At 38.5% G+C, this 24,007-nt stretch carries 20 protein-coding genes; 15 read left to right on the top strand and 5 right to left on the bottom strand.

The annotated features are described in order from the left end of the window. The first annotated feature begins 106 nt into the window (after nucleotides 1-106). Together PVK71_RS17345 and PVK71_RS17340 are read left to right on the top strand one after the other, a co-directional pair. Nucleotides 107-1,309 (top strand): EAL and HDOD domain-containing protein, encoded by a 1,203-nt coding sequence (locus PVK71_RS17345; protein ID WP_274421870.1) that lies wholly within the window; start codon nucleotides 107-109, stop codon nucleotides 1,307-1,309. Then, nucleotides 1,293-1,724, top strand: a complete 432-nt coding sequence (locus PVK71_RS17340) for a YchJ family metal-binding protein (protein WP_274419742.1) — start codon at nucleotides 1,293-1,295, stop codon at nucleotides 1,722-1,724. The genes PVK71_RS17345 and PVK71_RS17340 overlap by 17 nt, the downstream gene beginning before the upstream one ends. A gap of 127 nt (nucleotides 1,725-1,851) precedes the next feature. Here PVK71_RS17340 and PVK71_RS17335 read toward each other — a convergent pair whose 3' ends face one another. After that, complete coding sequence (locus PVK71_RS17335; RefSeq protein WP_274419741.1) at nucleotides 1,852-3,282, bottom strand: sodium-dependent transporter; 1,431 nt, start codon at nucleotides 3,280-3,282, stop codon at nucleotides 1,852-1,854. A gap of 308 nt (nucleotides 3,283-3,590) precedes the next feature. On the opposite strand from PVK71_RS17335, the gene cls reads away from it, so the two are divergent. Then, nucleotides 3,591-5,045 (top strand): cardiolipin synthase, encoded by a 1,455-nt coding sequence (gene cls / locus PVK71_RS17330; protein ID WP_274419740.1) that lies wholly within the window; start codon nucleotides 3,591-3,593, stop codon nucleotides 5,043-5,045. 70 nt (nucleotides 5,046-5,115) lie between these two features. Here cls and folE read toward each other — a convergent pair whose 3' ends face one another. Further along, nucleotides 5,116-5,769, bottom strand: coding sequence for a GTP cyclohydrolase I FolE (gene folE / locus PVK71_RS17325; protein ID WP_130046081.1), 654 nt, complete (start codon nucleotides 5,767-5,769; stop codon nucleotides 5,116-5,118). 154 nt (nucleotides 5,770-5,923) lie between these two features. Between folE and moeA the strand changes: the two genes are divergently transcribed. The 8 genes from moeA to PVK71_RS17285 all read left to right on the top strand — a co-directional run bounded on the left by moeA (nucleotide 5,924) and on the right by PVK71_RS17285 (nucleotide 13,073). After that, nucleotides 5,924-7,168, top strand: a complete 1,245-nt coding sequence (gene moeA / locus PVK71_RS17320) for a molybdopterin molybdotransferase MoeA (RefSeq protein WP_274419739.1) — start codon at nucleotides 5,924-5,926, stop codon at nucleotides 7,166-7,168. A gap of 10 nt (nucleotides 7,169-7,178) precedes the next feature. Next, on the top strand, nucleotides 7,179-7,928 hold the full coding sequence (gene moeB / locus PVK71_RS17315) for a molybdopterin-synthase adenylyltransferase MoeB (protein ID WP_274419738.1): 750 nt from the start codon (nucleotides 7,179-7,181) through the stop codon (nucleotides 7,926-7,928). A gap of 257 nt (nucleotides 7,929-8,185) precedes the next feature. Further along, nucleotides 8,186-9,007: a phosphate ABC transporter substrate-binding protein gene (locus tag PVK71_RS17310; protein WP_274419737.1), complete on the top strand. Its 822-nt coding sequence runs from the start codon at nucleotides 8,186-8,188 to the stop codon at nucleotides 9,005-9,007. Between the two features lie 75 nt (nucleotides 9,008-9,082). Continuing rightward, complete coding sequence (pstC, locus tag PVK71_RS17305; RefSeq protein ID WP_274419736.1) at nucleotides 9,083-10,009, top strand: phosphate ABC transporter permease subunit PstC; 927 nt, start codon at nucleotides 9,083-9,085, stop codon at nucleotides 10,007-10,009. 4 nt (nucleotides 10,010-10,013) lie between these two features. Next, nucleotides 10,014-10,871: a phosphate ABC transporter permease PstA gene (gene pstA, locus PVK71_RS17300; protein ID WP_274419735.1), complete on the top strand. Its 858-nt coding sequence runs from the start codon at nucleotides 10,014-10,016 to the stop codon at nucleotides 10,869-10,871. 64 nt (nucleotides 10,872-10,935) lie between these two features. Next, nucleotides 10,936-11,685 (top strand): phosphate ABC transporter ATP-binding protein PstB, encoded by a 750-nt coding sequence (pstB, locus tag PVK71_RS17295; protein ID WP_274419734.1) that lies wholly within the window; start codon nucleotides 10,936-10,938, stop codon nucleotides 11,683-11,685. Between the two features lie 148 nt (nucleotides 11,686-11,833). Continuing rightward, complete coding sequence (locus PVK71_RS17290; protein ID WP_274419733.1) at nucleotides 11,834-12,466, top strand: YccT family protein; 633 nt, start codon at nucleotides 11,834-11,836, stop codon at nucleotides 12,464-12,466. Nucleotides 12,467-12,509: 43 nt separating this feature from the next. Beyond that, nucleotides 12,510-13,073 (top strand): pilin, encoded by a 564-nt coding sequence (locus PVK71_RS17285; RefSeq protein WP_274419732.1) that lies wholly within the window; start codon nucleotides 12,510-12,512, stop codon nucleotides 13,071-13,073. 32 nt (nucleotides 13,074-13,105) lie between these two features. Here PVK71_RS17285 and torS read toward each other — a convergent pair whose 3' ends face one another. After that, nucleotides 13,106-15,988 carry a TMAO reductase system sensor histidine kinase/response regulator TorS gene (gene torS, locus PVK71_RS17280; RefSeq protein WP_274419731.1) on the bottom strand — a complete coding sequence of 961 codons (2,883 nt, stop codon included), beginning with the start codon at nucleotides 15,986-15,988 and terminating at the stop codon, nucleotides 13,106-13,108. A gap of 74 nt (nucleotides 15,989-16,062) precedes the next feature. Here torS and torT point away from each other — a divergent pair, with 74 nt between their 5' ends. Then, a complete protein-coding gene (gene torT / locus PVK71_RS17275; protein ID WP_274419728.1) occupies nucleotides 16,063-17,058 on the top strand; it encodes a TMAO reductase system periplasmic protein TorT in 996 nt (331 codons plus the stop codon). 76 nt (nucleotides 17,059-17,134) lie between these two features. Beyond that, on the top strand, nucleotides 17,135-17,590 hold the full coding sequence (locus tag PVK71_RS17270; RefSeq protein WP_130046070.1) for a methylglyoxal synthase: 456 nt from the start codon (nucleotides 17,135-17,137) through the stop codon (nucleotides 17,588-17,590). A gap of 80 nt (nucleotides 17,591-17,670) precedes the next feature. On the opposite strand, the gene helD is transcribed toward PVK71_RS17270, so the two are convergent. Further along, on the bottom strand, nucleotides 17,671-19,734 hold the full coding sequence (helD, locus tag PVK71_RS17265; protein WP_274419727.1) for a DNA helicase IV: 2,064 nt from the start codon (nucleotides 19,732-19,734) through the stop codon (nucleotides 17,671-17,673). 167 nt (nucleotides 19,735-19,901) lie between these two features. Between helD and yccS the strand changes: the two genes are divergently transcribed. Then, complete coding sequence (yccS, locus tag PVK71_RS17260; RefSeq protein ID WP_274419726.1) at nucleotides 19,902-22,079, top strand: YccS family putative transporter; 2,178 nt, start codon at nucleotides 19,902-19,904, stop codon at nucleotides 22,077-22,079. A 130-nt stretch (nucleotides 22,080-22,209) separates the two neighbouring features. After that, nucleotides 22,210-22,707 (top strand): glycine cleavage system protein R, encoded by a 498-nt coding sequence (locus PVK71_RS17255; protein ID WP_151655294.1) that lies wholly within the window; start codon nucleotides 22,210-22,212, stop codon nucleotides 22,705-22,707. 124 nt (nucleotides 22,708-22,831) lie between these two features. Here PVK71_RS17255 and nspC read toward each other — a convergent pair whose 3' ends face one another. Then, a complete protein-coding gene (gene nspC / locus PVK71_RS17250; RefSeq protein ID WP_274419725.1) occupies nucleotides 22,832-23,980 on the bottom strand; it encodes a carboxynorspermidine decarboxylase in 1,149 nt (382 codons plus the stop codon). Nucleotides 23,981-24,007: the final 27 nt, after the last annotated feature.

Below are 24,007 nucleotides of genomic sequence, written 5' to 3'. Positions count from 1 at the left end.
AATTACCGGTCCTTATCTATCCAATAAGGAGATTTATAGTCTTTTTACCGTAAAAAGACTATGATGAAACAAGTTTCGATTCAACACGCTGTAGAGAATAGTTGTTATGTACTCATATGTTGCTCGTCAACCGATCCTAGACTTGAAAAAAAATACGATTGGTTATGAATTATTGTTCCGTGATGGTCCAAAAAACACCTTTCCTGCAGTTGAAGCAGAAGCAGCAACGAGCCGATTACTGTCAGACCATTTTTTAAGCTCTCAGTGTAATGCGACAAATAACAAACTTGGATTTGTAAACTTTCCTCATCAAAGCTTAATCAACTTAGTACCGACACTATTCAACTCTAATAATTTAGTGGTTGAAATCCTCGAAGATTGCATTCCAAATCAAGAACTGCTTGATGCCGTCAAAACATTATCTAAGCGTGGCTATAAACTCGCTCTAGATGATTTTGAACCAAACACACTATGGACACCTTTTTTACCTTATATCGATATCATCAAATTTGATATTCGAGCGATCCCAATATTAAAAGCAAAATTGTTTATTCGCCACTGTGAAAAATATAACATCTCATTTTTAGCTGAAAAAGTAGAAACTTACGAAGAATTCGAACAAGCAAAAGCCGCGGGTTTTACTTATTTTCAGGGCTATTTCTTTAGCAAACCTGAAATGTTGCAACAAAGAGCAATTCAGCCAAACCAGTTGTCTATAATGCAGTTGTACCAAGAAATATCAGCGCCTATTGTCGATTTTAACGCAGTCGAAAAATATCTAGTTCAAGATGTTTCTCTCTCTTATAAGTTATTGCGCTTTGTTAATGCTTCTTCAATTATCGACAAACCGATTACTTCATTTAAACAAGCGCTAGTTTATTTAGGTGAAACTAAGTTACGTCAATTTATCTCTTTAGTTGCCGTTGCTCATGCCACGCAACATAAACCGCAATCACTGTATACATTGTCGATTCATAGAGCGAAATTGTGTGAGCTTATCGTAACAAAAACAAATATTAAACTTGAACCAAGCCAAGCATTCTTAGTCGGTTTATTTTCATTATTAGAACCATTATTAGACCAACCTTTAAATAGCTTAATTCAGCACTTACCTATTTCAACAGAAATAAAACTAGCTCTTACTGAACGCAAAGGTGCACTTGGTATGCTCATTTTAGCAATTGAAAGTTATGAGAAAGCTAATTGGGACATCGTTTCAAAATGCTGTGCCACCTTGAAGATTACTGAAGAAGAATTTACAAATTGCTACAAAGAATCTGCCGAATGGGTAGATGACATGGAAAATTAAAGAGCAAGTATTATCAATGTCTAAATCGAATCATTGCCCGTGTGGTACTAAAAAAAATTATTCTGTTTGTTGTGAGCCTATTCACAACAACCATGCTTTAGCAATAACACCAGAGTTATTGATGCGCTCACGCTACAGTGCTCATGTAAAAAAACTTACTCAATATATTATTGATACTTATCACCCAACTTGTAACGCCGAAGAGTTTAAAGAAGGTATTGAAGATTCAATCCAACTCGATTGGCGTAAGTTAAAGGTAACCTCTGCACATCTGTCTGCTCAAGTCGATAATGAAGGTTTTGTTTCATTTAAAGCAACCTATTCAGAAGATGGTCAATTGCATCAATTGAAAGAGCACTCTCGTTTTTTAAAGGAAGATGGAAAATGGTATTACATTGATGGTGAAGTTGAATAACCTAATTGAACATGCATATTGAAAAATTAACGCCTGATTATTTATCAGGCTTTTTTATGTTTATATAAAAAACGAGAGCCACAAAGCTCTCGTTTCTACTTATTGCTTACTTACTGGTTATCTCAAATTAAAACTTCTTCGAGATTAACGCCGAACCAGCAATGATACCGACACCCAATAACATGATAGGACCTTTGCCACTATCAAATCCAGATGAAATTCCCATGAATGCAACGATTGCAATTGCAACAGGGATAACGTACTTAACTAAAGCGTACCATAAGCCGAACAGTGGGAACTTCACTTCGCCGCCGTTTGTCACTTCATTTTCTAAATCTTCACGCGTCAATCTCCAACCTGCAAAGATACATACCAACATACCGCCAACCGCTAAGAAGATCTTATCTGTTAGAAGATCGAAGATATCGAACGCACCAGTATCAAACAATGTTGGTCCAACACCACCTAAAGATAGTGAAGCAAAGATACATAGAATTGCCATCACTGAACTTGCTGCAATAACCGCTTTAACTCGTGATAAACCTTTCTCATCAATTAAGTAAGAAACCACAACTTCCAATAGTGAAACTGAAGATGTTAATGCAGCCACACTTAAACCAATGAAGAACATCAATGCAAGTAGAAGACCAATAACACCACCCATTTCAGCAAACAGCTGAGGTACAACTACAAATACAAGACCTGGGCCAGCTGTTGGTGCCATACCAAACGCAAACATTGCAGGGAACATTGCTACACCAGCAAGGATCGCAACACCCGTATCCATTGCTGTAACCATTGCTGTTGTTTGAACTAGGTTTTCTTTCTTCTTCAGATAAGAGCCATATGTCATCATACAACCCATACCAAGAGATAATGAGAAGAATGCTTGACCAAGCGCGGCAAGAATAACGTTACTATCAATTTTAGAAAAGTCAGGACTGAACAAGAATTCAAGACCCGCCATCGCTCCTGGAAGCATGAGTCCCTTAACAGAAACAATAATCAGGATAATGAAAAGTAACGGCATTAATACCTTACCCGCTTTTTCAATACCGCCTGAAATACCCTTCATTACGATAACGATGTTTAGAAGTAAATATGCGCCCATCCACATTAACGGTTGAACCGGATCAGAAATGAATCCACCGAAACTATCTCCAATCGCCTCAGGAGCATCTAAAAGACCTGTCCCTACTTTACCGATATAAGCAATTGCCCAACCACCAACAACTGGGTAAAAGCCCATGATCAACAGACCACTCACGACACCTATCACACCAGCAAACGTCCAACGACGATCCGTCGATTTAAATGCACCAACTGCCGATTTTTGAGTACGACGGCCGATAGCAAACTCGGTTAGCATTACGCTAAAACCAATAAAGATCACAAAGAATAGATAAATAGCAACAAATGCACCACCACCATTCTCACCCGCTGTATATGGAAATTTCCAAATATTACCTAGACCAACAGCAGAACCTGCTGCAGCCATTACAAATCCTAATTTTGAACCCCAGGTATCACGGGGCTTAGTGGTATTACTCATAGCCACAAATTCTCCAAATATTCTATATTGTTGTGTATGCACTGTGTTTATATATGAGCATCAAAATGGTGTATAAAATTATGTACACTCTAAAAAATGTTGAATAACGCTCAATATTTGCAAGTAAAACAGTTTGAGAATAAAATTGAAACCCCGTTAGTTATATTTTTTAACGTATAACCCTCTTTTTTAACTTAAGTGTTTACAAAATCATCAATACGCTTTATTTTGTAAATATTTTCCTTATACCCTACTTATTTCCTTCGACTCCTGATTTAATATAGATTCACTTACCACTCTTGCGATCAAGGTTAATGGATAAATTTTATCAAGCGCTTACTCTTATCGGTTTCATCTTATATTGGTTATTAGTAGCAGGTGTAACAATACGTGTGGTTTTCAAGCCAAGACCTGTTGGTGTCTCACTTGCGTGGCTAATGATCATATATATCATTCCTGTTCTTGGTGTTATCGCCTACTTTCTGATCGGTGAGCTAAATTTAGGACGAACAAGGGGGGAGCGTGCAAAGGCCATGTTTACGCCTTATGAGGAATGGTTTGCACAAGTCCACCATTGTCAGCACCACCAACCACAATCAATCTCTCATCGAATTTCGTCAATACATAATCTCTGCTCAAATCGTGTGGGCATACCTGCACTCAGTGGAGACACTTTATCTTTACTTAATACACCATCAGAGATCCTCACCGCTATTGTTCGAGATATTGAAAAAGCTGAACATGAAATCAATATGGAATTTTACATTTGGCACCATGGCGGGTTAGCTGACAGTGTTGCTAGTGCATTAATTAAAGCAGCTAAGCGTGGAGTGACAGTCAACGTACTTTTAGATTCGGCAGGCAGTATCGATTTTTTCAAAAGTCATTGGCCAAAGCTGCTTAAAGATTCAGGTGTTAACATAGTAGAAGCGTTAAGTGTAAGTCCATTTCGTATGTTCTTTCGTCGACTGGATCTACGCCTACACCGTAAAATTGTGGTTATCGATAATAAGGTTGCTTACACAGGCTCAATGAATCTCGTTGACCCACAATACTTCAAGCAAAATTCAGGGGTTGGGCAATGGGTTGACGTCATGATCCGCATTACTGGCCCTAATGTTGCTGTTTTAAATACGATTCATGCATGGGATTGGGAAGTAGAAACAGGGATCCGTGAATTACCAGCCCTGCCTGAATGTCCAATATCGATTGACCCATTCAACCATACGACACAAGTTGTTCCATCAGGCCCTGGGATGCCTGACGATATTATTCAACAAGTATTGATTACCGCGATTAATCAAGCAAGAAAATCAATCACTATTACTACCCCTTATTTTGTACCTAGTGAAATATTGCTACATACGTTACGAACTACGGCTCATCGTGGCGTGGAGGTAAAACTAATTTTACCAAAGAAAAATGACTCTTTAATGGTTAGTTGGGCATCTAAATCATTTTTTGAAACGCTATTAAAAGCTGGCGTTCATATTTATGAGTTTAATGGCGGTCTGCTACATACCAAATCAGTAGTGATTGATGATAGCTATTGTATTATTGGTACCGTAAATTTAGATATGCGTAGCTTTTGGTTAAATTTTGAAGTCAGTTTGATCGTTGATGATCCTGAATTTACCAAACAATTATCATGGGTATTAAACGGTTATCTAGAACAATCTACCCCAATAGAACTCGCGATATGGCAACAGCGCAACTTGCCTCATCGCTTTACTGAACGATTCTTTTCAATGTTCAGCCCGTTGCTTTAAATACATATAAAAAAGCCCGTAACTTATTGGCTAAGTTACGGGCTTTTTACTGTCTATGCTGTCGTAATATCTAGCGGATACCGCTTAAAAACTCATGTCTTGTTGCTGGATTTCTCTTAAATATCCCACCAAGCGCAGTCGTTGTTGTGCTGCTTGTTGCATCCATAACGCCACGAGACTTAACACAATAGTGCGTCGCTTCCATTGTGATAGCGACATCATCACTACCTAATAAGGTTTGCAAAGCCACCAATATTTGCTGAGTCATACGCTCTTGGACTTGAGGGCGTTGAGCAAAGAAGCGAACAATTCGATTAATTTTAGATAATCCGATGATCTTTCCTCGTGGGATATAAGCAACCGTTGCCTTACCATCAATAGTCACTAGATGATGCTCACAAGTACTGGTTAGCGTAATATCATTAACACGCACCATTTCATCACAATTCATTTTATTTTCAATCACTGTGATTTTCGGAAAATTTGCATAATCTAAACCAGAGAAAATTTCATCCACATACATCTTTGCAATACGGTGTGGTGTTTCCTCTAAGCTATCATCACTAAGATCAAGGCTTAATAGCGTTAGAATTTCACGCATATGCTCTTCTATGCGCTCTTTTTTTTCTTCTCGACTAACACCATTTTCTTTCATTGGCGTCTCAAGACCACGTGCAACAAGGGCATCACGCACTAATACGGCTGATTCACTAAGTGATGACATCGTATACTCCAAAATTCCATAATCAATTGAACTTCGCTAAGGATACCTGCTCTGTCAAATAAATACACCCTGATTTTATTAGGTCTATTAGATGTTAAAGGTCAAAATATGGTAATGTTCAATCATTATTACGATTAATGTAGAGAGTACCCTAATGGATTGCTGTGCAACTCAAGGTTTAATTCCAGTAGAAACCGCTTTAGAAACCTTATTATCTCAAGTTTCTCCAGTATCAAAGACCCATTCTTTAGCCCTTGCTGACGCAATTGGCTTTGTATTAGCTGAAGATATTCGTTCTCCTATTAATGTTCCCCCATTTGCTAACTCGGCAATGGACGGTTATGCGGTACGTATTGCAGATTTAGAGCAATCTTTAACCTTACCCGTTGTTGGTAAATCTTTTGCTGGTGTTCCATTTGAAGGTGAATGGCAAACACAAACTACCATTCGCATTATGACAGGAGCTAAAATCCCTGAAGGCTGTGATGCGGTGATTATGCAAGAATTAACAGCAGAATCAGATGCTGGCATTACCTTTGAACTTAATCTTGCAGATGTAAAACCACAGGCGAACATTCGTCCGATTGGCGACGATGTATCTCAAGGTCAAACGGTCCTTGCTAAAGGTCATCGTTTAACGCCACGTGATATCCCATTAATTGCTTCACTAGGCATCAATGATATTCCCGTAGTAGATAAGCCAAAAGTTGCTTTCTTCTCAACAGGTGACGAGCTTAAGCCCCTTGGTCAACCACTAGAAGATGGTCAAATCTACGACAGTAATCGCTACGGTATTAAAGTATTAATTGAACGTTTTGGTTGCGAAGCGATCGATCTTGGTATTATCCCTGACTGCCCAGAAACACTAAAAGAAGTGTTTTTAAAAGCAGATAAAGAAGCCGATGTTGTTGTTACTTCTGGCGGCGTAAGTGTTGGCGAAGCGGATTATACTAAAGATATTTTGGATGAATTAGGTCAGATCGGTTTTTGGAAATTGGCCATTAAACCAGGCAAACCTTTTGCGTTTGGCCAGTTACCTAACGCTTACTTCTGTGGTTTACCTGGAAACCCGGTATCAGCAATGTTAACCATGTATGTACTTGTACAACCAATGCTTGCAAAACTTGCGGGTCATACAAAATGGGAAGCACCAAAATCAATCCCTGCAAAAGCAACATCTACATTTAAAAAACACCCTGGCCGTACTGACTATCAACGTGGCATTTATTCTATTAATGAACAAGGCCAATTTGAGGTATCGACGACTGGTAATCAAGGTTCTGGTGCCTTCAGTTCAATGAGTGTTGCCAATTGCTTCGTTGTATTAGAGCGTGAGCGTGGCCGTGTTGAAGCGGGTGAAACGGTTAACATCGAACTTTTCAACGCATCACTATACTAAGAGCTTATTCATGAGTGAATTAACTGATAATGAAATGCTTCGTTATAACCGTCAGATCATCTTACGTAATTTTGATTTTGATGGCCAAGAAGCATTAAAAGCAAGCTCTATACTTATTATTGGTGCCGGTGGCCTTGGTTGCGCATCCAGCCAATATTTAGCGGCGGCGGGTGTTGGTACTCTAACGCTTGTTGATGATGATACCGTAGAGCTTTCAAATCTTCAGCGACAAGTATTACACAGTGATGAGACCATTGGTGTAAAGAAAGTTGTATCAGCTAAAATGGCGTTAAATCGAATTAATCCCAATTGCCACATTAACACCATTGATAAGCGTCTATCTGATGATGAATTACGAGCTTTGATTGCCTCTCATGATCTCATCCTTGATGGCACCGATAATGTCGATACACGTAACCAATTAAACCGATTATGTTTTGAATCTAAAACACCATTAGTTTCTGGTGCTGCAATTCGTATGGAAGGTCAAGTCAGTGTTTACACTTATCAAAGTGATGAACCTTGCTACCAATGTTTAAGCAGCTTATTTGGCCAACAAGCATTAACTTGTGTAGAAGCGGGGGTAATGTCTCCTGTTGTTGGAATTATTGGCTCAGTCCAAGCCCTAGAAGCGATAAAAGTATTAGCCAATTACGGTCAACCTTTAATCAGTAAACTGCTAATTCTTGATGCCCTATCGATGAATTGGCGTGAAATGAAGTTGGCTAAAATGCCTAATTGCTCTGTTTGCAGTCATTAAAAACACATTTAATTATTTATTTAAAGGCGGTGAAACCATAAAAGGTTACCGCCTTTTTTATTTTCAATATCTATAAATTCTCCAATAAAAACAAATACAAATATAAACCTCCCTCCTCGAAATGGTAAGAATCAGAGTTAACCTTTCTTCTCATGTAATACACATTTAAAAAAACTGAAATATAACTGTCACATAATTTTCCTAAAGTGACCTCGTCAACTTAATTACGGCATGAATGCCAGACAAAGGAAATGAAAATGAAAAAGTCAGTAATCGGCGCACTAGCAATTATTAGTTCAGTAGTAGCAGCACCAACTTTAGCAAAGGAAACCATTTCTGCAGTAGGTTCAAGCAGTGTCACTCCTCTTATGGAAGTGTTTTCTGAAACTTACATGAAAGACCATTCAAACGTATTTATCGAAGTTCAAGGTCCAGGCTCCTCTGCTGGTGTAAAAGCAGCAAAAAATGGTTCTGCTGATTTAGGTATGTCTTCACGTAATCTAAAATCATCAGAAAAAGAGCCAGCACTTAAAGAGCTGATTGTGGCTCATGATGGCATCGCTGTTGTAGTAAACCCAAGTAACAAACTTAAAGGGTTAACATCAGAACAAGTAACGGCTATCTACAAAGGTGAAGTGAAAAACTGGAAAGAAGTAGGCGGCGCAGACAAACCAGTTGTTGTTATCACCCGTGATACTGCATCTGGTACACGTGGCGCATTTGAAGACATCATGAGCCTAAAGAAAAAAGTATCAGGCATGAAAGTATCAGCAATTTCACAACGCGCTCAAGTTGCTAACGGCAACGGTGCACTAAAAACAATGGTAGCAAGTAACCCATATGCAATTGGTTACATCTCTTTAGGTACTGTTGATGGCTCAGTACACGCACTAGCAATTGATAATGTAGAACCAAGTGTTGCTGACATCAAAAACGGCACATACAAAGTATCACGTCCATTCCTTGTTCTATACAAAGAAGGCCAACCATCAGCTGAAGCACAAAAATTCCTTGATTGGATGACAGCTGAAACCGCTCAAAACCTTGTTGAAAAGAAAGGCTACATCTCAGTTAACTAATTTCTACCCTATTGCCTAACCTGCGAAGGTTGGGCATTTTTCCATTTCGAATTTTTCGACATGTGAGTATTTATTATGACCATCGCAATGAATAATCAAAATACAGAAAATCAAGTAAAACCATCTAACAGTCCATTACGAAAAAAGAAACGAGTGGATTGGAGAGAGCGCATTTTCCACGGCTTATTTTTAAGTTGTGCTGTTATTGGTATTGTTTCACTAGCGACTATCGCTTATTTCATCATTAAAGAAAGTATCCCTGCATTTCAGCAAGCTGGCGTGAGTGGCATTGTATTAGGCCAAGATTGGTTACCACCTGCACTGTATGGTGTATTCACCATGATCGTTGCCTCTGTTGTGTCTACTTTTGGTGCAGTATTAGTTGGTGTTCCTGTTGGCATTCTTACGGCTATTTTTATTGCTGAAATTGCACCTAAACGAGTCGCTGACATTATTCGTCCAGCCGTTGAACTTCTAGCTGGCATTCCATCGGTTGTTTATGGTTTCTTTGGCCTTGTTATTATTGTTCCATTAATTCAAGACATATTCCAAGTCCCTGCAGGTAACACTATTCTTGCTGGTATTATCGTTCTTGGTGTCATGATCCTTCCAACGGTAATCACCGTATCAGAAACGTCTATTCGTGCGGTTCCATCAACATACCGAGAAGGTTCATTGGCACTTGGGGCTTCTAAAATATTTACTATTTTCCGCATTCTTCTTCCTGCTGCTCGTTCAGGGATCATGACAGGCGTAATTCTTGGTATTGCTCGTGCATTAGGCGAAACGATGGCAATCATCATGGTAATGGGTAACGCCCCTGCAATGCCGGAAGGAATTTTAGATTCAGCACGAACATTAACCGCAAACATCGCAATTGAAATGTCATACGCAAGTGGTATTCACGCCAACGCTCTGTACGCAACCGGAGTGGTATTACTTGTATTTATCATGTCTCTTAATGGCATTCTTCTTTACTTAAACCGTGAAACGGCGAAATAAGATCATGAATAAATTAAAGAAACAGCGTCAAATTAAAGACCAGATTGCTTCAGGATTCATTTGGTTATCTGCTGCAATTACCGTAGGTTTCCTATTTTGGATTATCTGGTACATCCTTTCGAATGGTATGCAACACGTAAGTTGGTCATTTATTACAGATAATTACACACGAACAGGTGAAGAGCACGGTATCTTCCCTATGATAGTCGCAACCTTATACATGGTGCTTGCTTCTATTGCTGTTGCTGCTCCGCTTGGGATCATGACGGCAATTTACCTAACCGAATATGCAAAGATAGGTAGTAAGCTCGTTAAAGTAATCCGTTTCTGTACTGAATCGTTAGCGGGTATTCCATCGATTATCTTTGGTTTATTTGGTATGACTTTCTTTGTTGGTATTCTAGGTCTTGGATTCTCTATCCTATCTGGTGCTCTAACACTGAGTATTTTAATACTGCCCGTAATTATTCGTACAACAGAAGAAGCGTTAATGGCTGTACCTCAAACCTTTCGTGAAGGTTCATACGGGCTTGGCGCATCAAAAATTTATACGATTTGGCGCTTAATCTTACCAAGCGCAATGCCAGGTATTTTAACTTCCGTTATTTTAAGTATTGGTCGTGTTATCGGTGAATCTGCACCTGTATTTTTAACAGCTGGTATGGTGGCTCGTATTCCTGATTCATTACTGGATTCAGGACGTACGCTAACCGTTCACCTTTATAAGCTAACGACAGAATTATTTACTATCGACGAGTGGAACCAAGCTTACGGAACGGCAACCGTACTTATCGTTCTTGTTCTTGTCATTAATATGCTAACCAAACTATTGGCTCAAAAAATTAATAAAGCATCTTACTAAAATATAACGTTATCAAATTGAATCAGTGGCACGATAATAAGTTGCGGCTGATAAGGAAAATAAAATGAACAAATTTAATATTGAAAACCTAGACCTTTTTTACGGACAAAACCAAGCACTTAAAAACATCAATTTACCAATCCCTGCAAAGCAAGTAACTGCGCTTATTGGTCCTTCTGGTTGTGGTAAATCAACACTTTTACGTTGTTTAAACCGCATGAATGATTTGATTGAAGGCGTAAAAATCACAGGTCTTGTCAGTCTAGATGGTAATGATATCTACGGCAATATTGATGTTGCTGACCTACGCATCAAAGTTGGAATGGTTTTCCAAAAGGCGAATCCATTCCCAATGAGCATTTATGAAAACGTCGCTTACGGTTTAAAAGCACAAGGCGTTAAGGATAAGAAAGAGTTAGATACTGTAGTAGAGAAATCATTACGTAGTGCAGCCTTGTGGGATGAGGTGAAAGACCGTCTAAAATCACATGCTTTTGGGTTATCTGGTGGTCAACAACAACGTCTATGTATTGCACGAACGATTGCAATGCAACCAGACATTATTTTAATGGATGAACCAACATCAGCACTTGATCCAATAGCAACGCATAAAATTGAAGAGCTAATGGAAACCCTAAAGAAAGATTACACCATTGTTATTGTGACTCACTCAATGCAACAAGCGCGCCGCATCTCAGATAAAACAGCTTTCTTCCTAATGGGTGAATTGGTTGAGCACGATGACACTCAAATTATTTTCTCAAATCCAAAAGATGACCGTACACAAGGTTATGTAAACGGTGACTTTGGTTAATTGATTCAAAGAATAATAACAAAGCGATGGAAACTCTTGCCCCTCTAGTTAGGGGCTTTTTTGTTTTCCACATTCTCTTTTATAACCATTTCCTTATCTTCATAATCTAAGTACACTTAATTAAAATTATTATGATGAGGTGTACTCAATGAAAATTCATTCTCTTTTTGGTGCTAGTTTCTGTCTTCTTTCATCCATGTCAGCTAACGCTGCCATTCAATTAACGGTTCCAGACGAAGTTGAACTATTATTAGTTGATAACCAAGAAGTTGAGCTGAAGAGCTCTTTTTTCTCAACCACATCAACCCTTGAGTTAGAGAATGGCGAGCATCAAATTGCATTCCGATACAATCCTGTATTTAAGCAGGGTAAAGACAACATTATTGTATCTAGTGATATTATCATCTCTAAATTTTCAGCTTCAGATAAAGAGTTAGCCTTTAAATTCCCTACGTATAATTCTCCAGAGAAAGCCGAAGCCTTTAATACTGAACTGAATTGGAATTTAATTGACCAAAATGGCGAAACTGTCCCATTTACTCAGGCGCAATTAATTCATCATGGTGTTCAAGTAGGTCGAAATATTCAATTTGAATTAGCTCAATTTAATTCCACTGATGCGCCAGCAGCCTTTAAAGAAGGCATGGTAACGGTAACTCATAAAGAAATTAAAAACGAACAAGGCGAGAATACTGCTGAACAAATGCTGCATTACTGGTATGAAAAAGCAGATAAAGAAACGAAAGAACGCTTTGCTTCTTTTGTGTTAGACGCAAAATAATACCGATACTTCTTTGTGTATGCCATAGGACACGGAGGTTTATATGAAAAAGAAGACTTTTGGTTTTACGCTTATTGAGTTAATAGTAGGTATTGTTCTTATTGCTATTCTAACGATTATTGCCGTGCCTAAATTTCTTAACTATTCCTATAATGCCTACGTATCCCAAGCAGAGGGAATTGCCGCTAACTTTGAACAGTCTGTTATTTTTACGCAATATCGCTGGATAACTAGCGGGAATTTAATTGCAAAAACAGATCTTGAAGGGTTTGCAAGTGAGGACTTAGATGTAAATACATTGGGCTTTCCTCTTGGTATCAAAAAGAATCGAGTTATGGCCCAACCTAAAAATATTGGTAAGGGTAAACAAGGCTGCAATGATTTATGGAATGCTCTTTTGATCGATCCACCAACCGTATCTCATCGCCAGAGGGATGAAACCGATTTTCTTTCAGTTCGTTATCGCAGTGAAGGGCAAAGTTTTCAAGATTCATGTTATTACATTAATCGCTTGTACGGTTTTAATAGCAGTAACCCTGAAGAGTCACAAATTAAAATCTCTTATAACTCCTCCAAAGGAACCGTTGTCGTTATTACTCAGAAATAAAAATAGCCTACCGTGATGGTAGGCTATTCTTTTCACTGCTGTAAAAACTGTTCAATAGCCAATACTGAAGCGTCGTAAATATTATTGAGTGCTTCTGAGCTACACTCTGATAACTCCCCTTGCTTACCACTTTCTTCATAAGCGTGACAAAGAGCATGAAGCTGCATTAACCCTAAGCTCCCAGCTGAACCTTTTAATTTATGTGCTAACTGATTAACTTGATGCGCATTAGCACCATCTATCGCTTCTTGTAATTGAAGGACATTCTCTTTAGAAGACTGTTTAAATAAATTAATGATTTTAAGCATTCGATCTTCACCTAATACCGCTAAATCACTTTGAAGTACTTTCTCGTCTAATATCATTGCTATTGTCTCTTCTTCCACACAATTATTCATTTGAATCACTTTTTCAGACTCAGAAATCTTACTCAATTCTGAAGCTTGATGGGTATCACTCAAAAAACGATTCAACATTTTTATAAGTTGGTTTTCCACCAATGGTTTTGCCAAGAACCCATCAAACCCTGCTGCTAAATAACTCTCAACATCTTCATTAAATACGTGCGCAGAAACAGCCAACATCGGTGTATTTCCTTCAGTATTCTCTTTTGATTTCTCAATATCTCTTAATCTTTTTTGTAATGATACGCCATCAGTGTCTGGTAAATTAATATCTAGAAGTAACATATCAAACTGCGTCTCTTTCACTGCTTTTTCCGCAAGAGATCCTGTATCTACCGCCGTTACTTTATGGCCTAAACGCTCAAGAAAACCAACTGCGACCATTTGATTAACAGGGTTATCCTCAACTAAAAGTAAATGGGCTGGCGCCACAGTAGGTTCTATTCCTTCATCATTAGAGGTTGTAATACTATGGCCCTCTTCTAAATCTAAAGAGAACCAAAAAGTACTGCCTAACCCTTCTTTAGAGTCCACCCCAATTTCACCACCCATTGCCTCAATAAGGCGCTGGCTGATAGCTAATCCTAATCCTGTCCCGCCATACACTTTCTGGCCTTCTTCTGCTTGAGTAAAGGCCTCAAATAAACTATTAATTTCATGCTCAGCAATCTCAACACCAGTATCCACCACTTCAAATAATAAAGTACTGTCTAAAATAGTATGCAACTGGATAGTCACGCTTCCGGTATGGGTAAATTTAACCGCATTTCCCACAAAATTATTAAGAACTTGCCTAATTCGAGTACAATCCCCTAACCACCATGCCGGGATATCAGCAGGCACGTCAAATGATAAGGTTATTCCTTTTTGTTGCGCTCTTGAGCTAAATAAATGATGGACATCGGTGATCATTGAATGGACATTAAAGTTCACCGTTCGGATCGATAAATGACCGGCTTCTATTTTTGAGTAATCCAAAATATCATTTAATAAATCAAGAAGGTTTTCACCACTGCGATTAATAATATCTACATATTGCTTTTGCTGTGCTGTTAAACCACTGCCACGAAGGAGTTCTCCCGTACCTAAAACGCCATTAAGAGGTGTTCTAATTTCATGACTCATTGTGGCTAAAAAAGCAGATTTAGCTCGGTTAGCTTGTTCGGCTAAATCTCGCGCTTTATCATGATTAATGATCTCAACATTTAGTCTTTCATTACTTGATTTAAGCTCTTGTGTTCGCTGAGCAATTTGTAACTCTAAACTGTCTTTATAATCTTGAAGCTCTTGAGCGGTATCGCGAGCAACTAAGATTGATCGTCCCATTTGTGCTAATTCATCATCACCGGAGGTATCTAATTCAATATCAAGATGCCCATTAGCAACATCCGTAATCGCTTGTTCATATTGGTTCAACCTCATGATCACTCTGGCATAGACATAACGCCACATGATATAGATAACTAAACAGAGCCCTAACAAAGTAATAGAGATAAGCAGTTGTTGTACCACTTTAAGAACAAAATTCACATCAGCAACCGCCTGCTGAGTCACATCATTAGCTTGGTCAAGTAGTTGAGCAATCGTAAGGTTTAACTCTTGAAATTTATGTATATTTTCATCACTTAATGCTTTCAATTTTTTATTAATATTAACTAGCTGAATAAGCTCACTAAAAAGACGTTCACTTTTTGTTAGGTTATTTGCCAACATTAACATTTGTTGAGTGCGACTCGGATCTTCAACCGCTTGCACACGACGAGTAATGATGGTCATATCGCGAGTAAAGTCTTGACGCAATTTTTCGACTTTAGCAATATCATTACTGTTTCTTGCATCATCAAGAGTATTAACGACTTTGAACGTCAATAAACGCAATTCATGTAATCGTTCCGCTAGGTCTAGGTCAATTTCAACAAGCGTATCAAGTGCTCTATAAACAGAGTCTTTATCTCCGTTATCAACTAAATCATAAATTTTAACGACATTGGCAATAGTGATGGTATTAGAGTTCAATACTTGGGAGCGAGATAGCTCCTCAAGCTGTAATGCGGCTTTTGTTAGTTTTTTACTTTTTTCTTGAATAAGTCGATGTAAAACAACCTTTTCCCCAACGTTATTTCCCATTGTTGCTAAGTTATCGACAATATCTTGTACTTGATGATCCAACCGTGTCAGTAAGGCTTTATCAAACGGATAAACACCTAACCCTTTTAAGCGGTCGTATAAGCTTTCAATTGAGGTGAATAACTCTTTACCATAAGTTTTTCTCTCTTTTTCAGAATCAACTTGAGAGAGCAGTTGAGAGGTATAAATGATCTTGGTGCTTAAATCTGAAATATATCGCGCTTCAATGACGGCTGGGATAGCAGAATCAATTACGGTTCTTTCGGTTTTTTCAACGTATGAGAAGCCTAAAACCCCCACCACTGACCCAAAAGCCATGAGGGCAATCATTACCATAAAAGTAAGAAACAGCTTGCGACCGATCCCTGTAGAAGCAAATAACATAATCTTGAATGCACTTTAGAAAAGAGAGTAATGCGAGTATCATATCACCAACCTAAAGTCAGTGCGAAGAGACCATGAAACTTACTTTTCATTCAATAGCAATTCTATTACTTTCCATTTTTTTATCCCCTATTGCCTCAGCAAAAGAACCTTGGAAGATATGTGCTATTTATCCCCACCTAAAAGACTCATATTGGTTATCTGTTAATTACGGTATGGTCAAGGAAGCAAAACAAAATAACATTGAACTCACCGTATATGAATCTGGTGGATACCCAAATGTTAACCGCCAAAAAGAACAAATTAAACAATGTGTGACTATTGGTGCAAACGCGATAATTTTAGGTACCGTTGACCCTGTTGCCTTTCAATCAGACTTAAAAAAACTAACTAAAAATATCCCTGTCTTTGCTAGTGTAAACGAATTAGTAAGTTCACTTCCACCTCACCCTCCTCTTCATCTTGGTGAAGTGGGAGTAGATTGGTACAACATGGGGTTTAAAGCCGGCGAGTTTCTAGCAAAGCAGCACCCAAAAGGGTCAGGTATTACCTATATTGGTTGGTTACCAGGACCTAAAACTCGAGGTGGAACAAAACCTGTGACCCAGGGGTTTAACGATGCGATTAAAGACAGTGACATTATCATTAGCGCTACCTATTGGGGAGATAACAGCAAAGAGCTACAGCGCAATTTAATTCAAGATGCACTTGAAAATGAAAAACTCGATTACTTAGTCGGTGGAGCCGTTGCTATTGAAGTTGCTATCAGTGAGTTAGCTAGCAGAAAATGGCAAAATAAAGTCGGGTTAGTTTCAACTTACCTAAGTCATGCAGTATATCGCGGTTTATTGCGAGAACGTGTGTTATTTTCCCCTACAGATCAAATGGTACTGCAAGGTCGATTAAGCATTCAGCAAGCTATTGACTATTTAAACCACCACCCCTTGCCTTTTAAAATATCACCAACGATTGAAACGTTAACACCCGATCATTTACCTAAAAATATATTGCAAGATTCTTTATCTCCAGCGGAATATCGACCTACATTCTTTGTTGCTGCTCAAGATTAGTATGATTGTCATGTAATTGAGATGAATAAACACTAGGCTAGGTTAAAGTTAAAGTTAAACTAAATAAGGAACCTTAATGAAAAAAACAACACGGATTATCCCTGCGCATAAAAATATTGCACTTGTCGCTCATGACCATTATAAGCCAGAGCTACTACGCTGGGTTAAGGAGAACAAAGATGCATTACAGGGACATTTTTTATTTGGGACAGGGACAACAGGAAACCTACTCAGCCGTGAAACAGGACTTGCTATTAAGAGTTTATTAAGCGGCCCTATGGGAGGTGACCAACAATTAGGTGCATTAATCTCTGAAGGTAAAATCGACATGATGATTTTCTTCTGGGACCCTTTAAATGCAGTGCCTCATGACCCAGATGTAAAAGCATTACTACGTATTGCGACGGTTTGGAATGTCCCGGTTGCCATGAACCGTGCTAGCGCAAAATTAATGATCACATCCCCTAATATGACGCAAGAAGTTGAAATTGAAATTCCTGATTACGATGCTTATTTAGCTGAACGCTTATAAATATTAGTGGAAATCAAATACAAAAAATCCCTTACTGCATTAATAGTTCAGTAAGGGATTTTTTATTAGTTTCTAGTTAATTATTCAATGATCACTGGATAATCTTTATCTACTAACTCTTGAACAAAAGGAGAAGGCTTACCATGGTATACCACCCACACTTTTCTTTTTGCTCTAGTTAGAGCTACATAAAATAAACGACGCTCTTCTGCATAACTAAAATCTTCTTCATGAGGAAGCAGTGCGCCATCCAATGACTCAGCTCTTGATTTCATTGGGAACTGGCCATCGGTCATCTCCACAATAAAGACATAATCTGCTTCTGTTCCTTTACTGGCATGACAGGTTTTATATTCTAAGTTTAAGCCTGGATAATACTTTAGCCATTCATCAAAATTATCTGGCTTATGGCTGTGATTGCGCCCTAAAATAACGACATTTTCACCTTTGCGTGCATTTTTAGACAAAGACAGTAACTCTTTTTCTATTGAACAATGCTCAATAACTTTAACTGCCTTTCTCTTCTGCTTAGTAAAACTAATCAGCTCTTTTTTAAGCTGCATAGGGTTTTCTTGAATAAAGCGATTCGCGACTGCACCAATTTGATCATTAAAACGATACGTTGTAGATAAATGTGTAATTTGAGTCGATTGAAAACGTTTCTCAAACCCAGTTGTTAATGATACATCTGCCCCGGCAAAACGATAAATAGCTTGCCAATCATCACCAACAGCAAACAACGTCGCTTTGGTATTGTGCGTATTCTCGTTATGACAAATCGCTTCAATTAAATCCAAGCGTTGAGGTGAAATATCTTGGTATTCATCAACCATAACAAAAGACCAAGGCAAATCGTATTTTTTATCATTAATGTACTGCTTCGCTTTTGATATCATCAATTCATAATCAATCGCATCTTCATGCTTTAACGTTCGCTCATACGCTTTGAAAAATGGCCAAACAATATTTAGCTCACTTTTTAAACGAGCAGCATCTATATGCGTTTCAATTCGTTCAATGATCTCTTTTTTATCAAGCTGTAATGCATTCAATTGGCATATTTGCTTATATAGCCATTCTTGCAATTTCTCATTATGCGATTCTTCTTTTAAATCGACATCCCCTCTCAAATAAGCAATTGGCCACTTTTTAAGATGTTTTTTCCAGCGATTACTTGCTGTCGCATTTTTCCATTCAGAATCAAGTACATGACTAAACCATTCTTTACGCGATTTAACATCCGTTACTAAACAAGAAAGTCTTGGCTGTTGATATTCAACATGGCGAATAATATCCAAACCCAGTTGATGAAAAGTGGCGACTTTTACTTTTTGTCCAATGTCGAATCCCAATTTTTCGATAATACGAGCTGACATTTCTTGTGCCGCTTGACGACCAAAAGCAAGTAATAAAATTTCGTCTGCTTGTGCATGGCCACTTTCAATTAAATAGCGCACTCGTGCTACAAGTACACTGGTTTTTCCAGAGCCTGCGCCTGCAAGTACTAACGTATGGTCTTCATTTAATAATAGCGCGCTTTGCTGAGATTCATTTAATGGCTGAGACTCACACTCAGAAAAGAAGGTTTTCCACTCTACTTTCTGTTCTTCTAACCATACTTCATTTAACTTTTTCAACTGTTCTTCAGGCTCAGTTAACCAATTTAATACTGGTGCAATACTGCCTGGTTGCAGTTGCTCAGCCAATGGTATTGAAAGGCCTGTTTGCTCAAAAAGATCGTACAGTTTTTCGACCATCATTAAGGCTTCGGTTTGTTTAAGAAAACGGCGTTGAGAAACAAAATCATCAACCAATTCCAACATTTGTGGTTTTAATTGATTTAACATTACTATCTTTGATTCTTTCCAATCGGCATACGCATTTAAGACGTTATTAATAATAGCGTCACACTCTTGCCACGGTAGCCCTGAAACTCGCCATGCGACCTGATCATTTCGATTGTAAAAACAAAGAGAACTCCAAACCAACCCTCTTTGAAAAGTCACCTTCCCACTCCATTTATCAAATGGGACTGATACTTGGAATTTATGTGAGGTAAACAACAGCTGCTCTGGTTCTAATTCAAGTTGATAATAATCACCCTGAACTAACCACTGAGCGAAAGTGGTTGCTTTGATCTGCATTATTCAATACTACCTAAAGAAAATTTAACTCGAAGAGTGCCTAGGATATCAGGTTCTTTTTTTGTTGTCCCAGATCAGTATTAAGACAATGATCTTGTCGCTTATACTTTTTTATCGATAGGACTTTGTTATGATAGATTTTTTCCACTCGTTAGATGCTGCTTATTGTGACTTATCGTCAAATTTTTCGCCAATACTGGGCTAATAAAACCATCAATTTTAGTGTTCGTGTACTACTCGCTTTAGTCGGTGCCGTCATTCCATGTTGGTATTTGGAACAAAACACAGCGATTACTCCTTTAATTCTGGGGATCATCGCCGTTGCTTTAGCTGAAACAGAAGATAAATTATCAGGCCGACTTAAAGCGTTATTTTTAACCTTTATCTGTTTTGCTATTGCCGCATTTTCTATCGAGTTGCTTTTCAATACGCCTATTTTATTTGCGATTGGACTCTTCTGTTCAACCGTCTCCTTTATCATGCTTGGTGCATTAGGACCCCGTTACGCCAGTATCGCGTTTGGTTCATTATTAATTGCTATTTATACCATGTTAGGTGCAGCCGACAGCCCAAACCTTTGGTACCAACCAATGTTATTACTGGGGGGTGCTGCTTGGTATTATTCGATATCCCTGACTTGGCAGATTTTCTGGCCTCTGCAACCGGTACAACAAAATCTAGCGACCGTATTTGAAACAATGGCAAAGTATTTAGATATTAAAAGTGAACTGTTTCACCCTGTCACTAACTTAACGCCTCAGCCTTATCGCATTCAAGAAGCTAAGAATAATGCACAAATGGTAACGGCATTAAATAACAGTAAAGCCTCATTACTGACTCGAGCTCAAGGTGGGCATGTTGTCGGTGCTAGCGACCGATTTTTAAAAATATACTTCATTGCTCAAGATATTCATGAACGCGTTAGTTCTAGCCATTATCGCTACCAAGACCTTGCGAACACGTTTAATCGTAGTGACATTCTTTTTCGTTTTAAGCATTTACTTCATAGCCAATCTTTAGCCTGTAAAGAGGTTGCTCGCTGCTTATCTCTAGGTTTACCTTACCAACATGCACAGACGTCCATTTTTGCATTAGATGAACTACAGCAATCTTTAATCGCAATAAAAGAACAACAACGACCTGAATGGCGACTTTCCGTTATTCAACTTGAATATCTGTTTAATAACTTAGCAACCGTTGAGCGTCAATTCGCTAATATTAGTAATCCAGAACGTAGTCTTGATATTGAAGAAGATACGGTATTAGCAGACCAAGGAGCACACACACCAAAGGCAATGTGGCAACGTTTAAAAGCCAATATGACTACTGATTCCGTTCTATTTCGCCATGCTATTAGAATGGCTCTCGCACTTACTGCCGGTTATGGCATTATCCAAGCGTTTGATTTAGAACGTGGATACTGGATTTTATTAACCACTCTTTTTGTGTGCCAACCAAACTACAGTGCAACTAAAGAGAAATTAGTCGCTCGTGTTGCAGGCACGATTATTGGTTTATTGGCAGGAACGGCACTCTTAGTTCTGTTTCCCTCTCTTGATAGTCAACTGGTTCTCATGGTTATCGCTGGAGTGTTATTTTTTGCTTTCCGTCTTGCTAACTATGGCTTTGCAACAGCCTTTATCACCATTTTGGTTTTGTTCTGTTTTAACCAATTAGGTGAAGGTTATGCAGTCATCCTTCCTCGTTTAGGAGATACCATTGTTGGCTGTATTTTAGCGGTTATCGCTGTCACTTATATCCTACCCGACTGGCAATCAAAACGTTTGCATAAGGTAATGGCTGATACAGTGAATGCGCATCAGGATTATTTAGCTAACATAATTTCGCAATATCGAGCTGGTAAAAAAGATTCCTTACAATATCGATTATCCCGCAGACAAGCACATAATAATGAGGCGGCACTCAGCTCTGCCATCAGTAATATGTTGATTGAACCGGGTAAATATCAAACAGCGGTGGATGAGTCATTCCGTTTTCTTTGTTTATGTCATGCCATGCTGAGTTACATTTCGGCACTTGGTGCTCATCGAACCCGTTTAAAAGATGAAGAAACACATCAGTTAGTCGCAGAATCTCATCGCATTATCCATTCACATTTGAACCAAATTCAATGCCAACTCAGTAATACGGATTGTAATGATAAATTGAATATTATTGCTGAAGAAAGTATTGAACAACGCCTCTCAGAATGGCGAGATGAGGATGAAAATTCAGTAAAAATGGTGCTGCAGCAACTGCATTTAATTCATCAAATTTTACCTGAAATGCATTCACTGTCTGAAATACTAAGCTCACGCACTAAAGAGGTAAAAGTAGAGCGATAAAGTTTGAAGTAGATCATTGTCTTACCTCGGTAAGTTGATACTTATCAAACATTTTTCTACTTAGACGTCTACACTAAATAGTAGCTACTCTTTACTATAAAAAGATAATAACTCTGTTGGAGGCGTCACTATGAAAAGTGTATTTATTGCTGCGTTTGTTGGTATTTCTAGCCCTGACTTAATTAAGCGCCTTGCTTCTGTAACTCATGAAGAAGGGGGAAAGTGGTTAGTCAGTAAGGTTCACTATCTTGATGCGCATATTTCAGCGGTCATTAAAATTGAAGTACCTACAAGCCGTAAAAAAGCCGTGCAAGATTATTTTTCTTCTCAAGATGATCTCATCGTTACGTTTAGTGATGCCTTAGAAACCATTGTAGAGCATCAGCACACTCGTCTAAAAGTCGATGCTGAGGACAGAGCTGGTATCGTAAATGACATCAGTAATATACTGCAAAAAGAGTCTGTTGAATTGATAGATATGGATAGCCATCGTATTGGTGTTCCCGCAAATGGCAGCAGCGTGTTTACGGCAACATTAAGTTTAAAACTACCAATCAGCGCCAATATTAATGACTTAGCCGCAGAGATCGAAGCGCTAAGTGAAGATATGGTCGTTACCGTTATCTAATGCTAACCAGCGTAGCTCTTTGATTATTTTTGTTAACTCATAAAAAATGACCGCCTAAAAACGGTCATTTTTACTGTGTTTGATACTTACACCAATTCCATTAATTATCTGATCTATTTAGAATTTACGAGCTTACCGCCCATTGGGATAAAGAACGTTTAAAATCAGTGTAACCAAACTCATTTAATTTTTCGATCTTTCCTGTTGTACGTTCACAGTACACTGATGGCATTTTCAAACCATTAAACCAATTTAGCTTCACCATGGTATAACCTGCACTATCTACTAAGTGTAGCTTTTGACCAATGGCTAACGGTTGATCAAATTGCGTTTCGCAGAATTGATCGCCAGCTAAACATGAACATGAACCAATAAAATAATGGTGCTGCCCCTTCTCTGACGCTTCTAATATTGAGGCTGGTTCATTATAAATTAATGTATCAAGACGATGTGCTTCAGTAGCGGAATCTACAATGGCCGTTGTTTTGCCGTTTTCAACAATATCTACCACACTTACCACTAAGTCTGTCGTTTTGGTAATGATCGCCTCGCCCGGTTCCAGGTATAATTGAACTTGATGTTTTTCAGAAAACGCTTTTAACACCAACGCCAATTTCTCTACATCATAATTAGGCCAAGTAAAGAAGACACCGCCGCCTAAACTAACCCACTCCAAGCCATCCAAGTATGTGCCGAATTTAGCTGAAATAGCCTCTAGCAACGATGAAAATGCATCTACGTCTTTATTCTCACAATTCATGTGAAACATAACGCCATTCAAATTTTCAAACACAAGAGGATCGAGTTGATCAGCTTGTACGCCTAAACGTGAAAATTCACGCGCAGGATTAGCAAGATCTTGCCCTGCATAACTAACCCCTGGATTTAAGCGAAGACCAATCGATGCTTTACCTTCAACTAAGTGGCGATAAGCAGCCAATTGCGACTGCGAATTAAAGATCATCTTATCGCAAATATCGACCACTTCTTTTACATCATCTTCGCTGTAACCCACACTGTACGCATGTGTTTCTCCACCAAAGGTTTCATGGCCTAATTTGACTTCATATGGACCACTGCTAGTTGACCCATCAAGGTAAGGCTTAATGATGTCAAAAACGCCCCATGTTGAAAAACATTTCAATGCTAGTACAAGCTTTACACCAGAAAGATCTTTTAAGCGTTTAGCGACTTCAAGATTAGCGATTAGCTTGCCTTCATCGATCATGAAATATGGCGTTTTTAACTCATTTTTATTTAATTGAGTTGTCATTATTATCTTCTCTAAAAATCGAACAAA

Source organism: Aliivibrio sp. S4MY1 (genome assembly GCF_028765545.1).
In the GTDB taxonomy this organism is placed as follows: domain Bacteria; phylum Pseudomonadota; class Gammaproteobacteria; order Enterobacterales; family Vibrionaceae; genus Aliivibrio.
This window is presented reverse-complemented; position numbering and strand designations above follow the sequence as displayed.